Genomic DNA, 4,093 nt, shown 5'->3' on the forward strand with positions numbered 1-4,093 from the left:
TGTATAAATTTCATTATAATGTTGGGCAATTTCTTCTTTAGCAAATAGCTTTCTTGCATAGTCATTCATCTTTTCAGCTTCTGCAAATTTCTTCCCTTTTATAACCTCAATCATCGCTTCAAACAATTGATCTTCATTTTCAGATTCGATTAAAATTCCAAAATTATTCGGAAAAAACTCTTCAATACCACCAACTTTCGTCGCAATTAATGGTAATCCTGTCGCAAAAGCTTCTGCTTGTACACAAGGTTGGTTTTCGAATCGACTAAATAACACAAAACAATCTGCATCATTCATCTTCTGATTAACTTCATGATGTTCTAATCGTCCAAAAGTTGTGATATAATTTTCTAACTTATGTTCTTTTATAAAATGTATAATTGGAGTTAAATCACCATTTCCTCCTATATAAAATTTAAACGAATAATTGTTTTCTGCTAATCTTTTTGCCACATTCAACATGCCTGAGATATTTTTGTGTTGATCACCTAAATGTGATAAATGCAAAAAACGAATTTCGTTAGAATTTAAATCTAATTTGTAATCAAATCTTTCTAAATCAACAACATTTGGAATTACTTGATAAGAAACTTTATGATTAATCTTTTTTATAGATTCTCCTAAATGAGTGGAAACAGGTAAAACTATATCAACAAAATTAAGAATTTTCTTAATCGCCAAGCGCTTATAAAACGGAAGTTGAATAAATTTATTCGGATGCAAATTCGTCCAATGTTCTGTTAAAATAACAGGTTTTTTATATTTTATTTTTAAGTAGGTTGATAATAAACCCGCTGGATAAATAACATTCAAATGAATTACATCAAAATGATTAACCAAAGCAATACCCTTTAGAAATGCTCTAATTTGTTTAATCAAATTAAACGGACCGAAAAAAGATGGTTTAAAATAAATAATTATCTCTCTTACATTTTCATTGATATTATCTGTAATCTCAAAATCAGATTTCAAATTTTGGTCCTTAATTGCATGTACAAGTGTTACATTATTTAAAGTAGATATTGCTCTTAAATGGCGTTGTATAAAATCTCCATTATCTAAAAGTACACGACTTGGGTACCAAGAAGCCAAAGCTAATATATCTTTTCGCAAATTATTCACCTTACTTTTTATATCTCTTAAGTTCTTTCATTACAAAGTATAACTGAACTAAATAGCCTACTCCAGCAAAGAAAGAATATAGGGATAACGTTAAAAGTATATTTTTATTTAAACCGCCAATCACACAAGTTGTAATTGTGACCAAAACAAGGTAAATATTAAAGTATAAGGCGTAATGATTTTTCTTGATAACCACTACAATTTGTTGAATAGGATTCATCGCCGAACGACATAAAATCCAAAACGAAAGAATCCACGTCATAATATGCAAACCTCGCCATTCTGGACCAAGCATCCATTCGAGAATAAAAATTCCAATAAAATTCATCAACAAAAGAAAAACAGCAATTGCAGCAACATTATACACAATCACTTTTTTTGACAAATCATACAACTGATGCGCTCTATGATCAATCATTGAAGCTGATTTTTGAAAGAAAACCTTCGAAATCGAATTGGATAACAAAACCAATGGAACAACCAAAACTTTAGATGCATTTCCATAAAAACCTGCATCTTCTTTCGTAAAATAAAACAACAACAAAATCGTCATTAGATTATTCGCAATCACATTCAGAGATTCTGATGGTAATGTATACTTTATAATCTCTTTATTTTTTGAAATTGTTTTTTTTGCTAAATTAAAATCAATCGAAGAAAATCGCCCTTTGGTAATCGAAAAATAAAACACACAAGATAAAACTGTCCCGAAAATAGTTCCATAAATCAAACCTGTTTCTTTATAGCCCATCCAATAAAAAATGGCCTGAAAAACAACTGAAAAAACTGCATTAATCACGACTCCTGTTGAAATGCTTTTGAATAATTTATACTTAGTAAACAACGTATTTTGAACATTGTTCCAAGCTGTAAACAATCCTGCAACGCAACTTAGAAAAACAATAAATAAGGAGGTTTTGAACGTGAAAATTTTTTCTAAAACAGCGTAGCCTAAAAAGAATAAAATCGTTACAACGCTACTCACTAATAATAAGGTCGTGAACAAATTTCGAATTGCTTTAGACGATTTCGAAATTACAAAAATATTCTCCAAACGAAATGTTGTCAAAATAGAAAGAATAGCTACAAAACCTAAAAAAGCATTGTAAGTACCTGATGCTTCTGGTCCATAAATTCTTGCCAAAATTATTCCTCCAACAAGCATTATCGCTTGCGCAATCGTGTTCCCAGCAAGCAAGGACAAAACGCCTTTTGCATTCTTCGTTTTAAATTTTTCTAACCTTGTTTTCAATTGATGTAATCTTCATCAGCAAATCTACATAAAATCCTTAGCTTTGCATTTATGAACACAATAAAACACGTTTTTTTCGACCTTGATAATACACTTTGGGATTTCAGAAAAAATGCAAAATTCGCTTTAAAAGAACTTTATATAAAATACGATGTTGAAAACCGATATGGTTTTTCATTTGAAGAATTTCACCCTTTTTACCACGATAGTAACGAAAGTCTTTGGGCTTTAATTCGTGACAAAAAAATCACAAAAGAAGAATTAAGAGCAAGACGTTTTAAAGACGCTTTTGATAAATTAGGTATCGACAATGATGCTTTGGCGAAAATTTTCGAAGAAGAATACATGGAAACGATTACCAATTATAATGAAGTAGTAGATGGTGCAATGGAATTGTTAGATTATTTGAAACCAAATTACAACCTACATATCATTACAAATGGTTTTATCGAAGTCTCAAAACGTAAAATTGAAACATCAGATTTAAACGGTTATTTTGACACAGTTACCTATGCTGATGAAATCAAAATTTTGAAACCAGATCCTCGTATTTTCTCTTTAGCAATGGAAAAATCTGGCGCTAAAAAAGATGAGTCAATTTATATTGGTGATGATTGGATTGCGGATGCGGTTGGTGCAAAAGCATACGGAATGTCAGCAATTTTCTTTGATCGATTAGAAGAAAACTTCTCGATGGATGACGTTCCAACGATTACTCATTTGGATGAAGTAAGAAATTATTTATAATATACAACGGTTCAGAAAATTCTGAACCTTTTTTTATTTTCTACCTTTAAAATCTTCCATCGAATCATAAATACCAAAAACATCCCCCATCACAAAATCATATACCTTATTTGGTAACAAAGCTTGCGATAACCGAACAAACCAATATGGAAGTGGCATAGGAGTTCTTAATTTTCCTTTCTCGATATTCGAAATAATTTTACTTGAAGCTTTTTCAGGATCAAGTATTGGGACAATGCGAGATTTTACCCCATCAAACATTCCTGTATTGATATAAAATGGCATGACACAATTTACAATCACCTTGCTTTTTTGTTGTTTCATTTCGAGACTCACCGTTTCCGTAAAACCAACTATTGCCCATTTACTCGCTACATAAGCAGCCATTTTTGGAGTTGAAGTTAATCCAGCCATCGACGCAATATTACAAATCACACCTGTATTTCGTTTCACCATTTCGGGCAAAAAAGCATGCGTCAACACCATAACCGCATTAACATTCATCGTTCGGTTAATTTCTTCTAAGGTATGATCAATGTAATTTTTACCAACAACAATACCCGCATTGTTAATTAACACATCAATAGATTTATTATCATTTTTAATTTTTTCGATTGTTGATAAAAGCTCTTCTTGATTTGACAAATCTACCTGATAAGCAGAAATTGGAATATTAAAATGAGAAAACTCTTCTTTTACTTGGTTAATTCCAGCTAAATTATAATCGAGCATCACCAATTCTTGCGCACCTTTTTCTAACACTTTTCTGCTCATTATCTTTCCAATCCCAGAAGCAGAACCAGTAATCAAAACTATTTTATCTTTAAAATTAAATTTCATTATATCAATAATTTAATCATTTATAATTCACTATTCACGTTTGCTTTTACCATAAAAATAAGCATTCTCTTTTTATACTAAAATAGTAGATAAGCGTAATTTTTTTCTTTTGATCTATTCGATGTATTTAAG

Annotated in this window: 4 protein-coding genes; 1 reads left to right on the forward strand and 3 read right to left on the reverse strand. The window is 30.6% G+C overall.

Translation table 11 applies throughout. From position 1 onward, the window contains the following. Both Q0616_RS05255 and Q0616_RS05260 read right to left on the reverse strand, forming a co-directional pair. On the reverse strand, nucleotides 1-1,113 hold a 1,113-nt coding region (locus Q0616_RS05255), incomplete at its 3' end, for a glycosyltransferase (protein ID WP_298775590.1). Nucleotides 1,114-1,123: 10 nt separating this feature from the next. After that, nucleotides 1,124-2,374: an oligosaccharide flippase family protein gene (locus Q0616_RS05260; RefSeq protein ID WP_171623814.1), complete on the reverse strand. Its 1,251-nt coding sequence runs from the start codon at nucleotides 2,372-2,374 to the stop codon at nucleotides 1,124-1,126. A 51-nt stretch (nucleotides 2,375-2,425) separates the two neighbouring features. Here Q0616_RS05260 and Q0616_RS05265 point away from each other — a divergent pair, with 51 nt between their 5' ends. Next, nucleotides 2,426-3,121 carry a YjjG family noncanonical pyrimidine nucleotidase gene (locus tag Q0616_RS05265; RefSeq protein WP_171623815.1) on the forward strand — a complete coding sequence of 232 codons (696 nt, stop codon included), beginning with the start codon at nucleotides 2,426-2,428 and terminating at the stop codon, nucleotides 3,119-3,121. A 33-nt stretch (nucleotides 3,122-3,154) separates the two neighbouring features. Here the strand turns inward: Q0616_RS05265 and Q0616_RS05270 are convergent, their stop codons facing one another. Further along, nucleotides 3,155-3,961 carry an SDR family NAD(P)-dependent oxidoreductase gene (locus tag Q0616_RS05270; protein ID WP_286483875.1) on the reverse strand — a complete coding sequence of 269 codons (807 nt, stop codon included), beginning with the start codon at nucleotides 3,959-3,961 and terminating at the stop codon, nucleotides 3,155-3,157. Nucleotides 3,962-4,093 lie beyond the last annotated feature (132 nt).

The organism is uncultured Empedobacter sp., assembly GCF_937930195.1.
GTDB lineage: Bacteria > Bacteroidota > Bacteroidia > Flavobacteriales > Weeksellaceae > Empedobacter > Empedobacter stercoris.

Bases quoted from the DNA above. Each gene is read 5' to 3' on its own strand.
- Q0616_RS05265 (WP_171623815.1), top strand. From the start codon at position 2,426: ATGAACACAATAAAACACGTTTTTTTCGACCTTGATAATACACTTTGG.
- Q0616_RS05270 (WP_286483875.1), bottom strand. From the start codon at position 3,961: ATGAAATTTAATTTTAAAGATAAAATAGTTTTGATTACTGGTTCTGCT.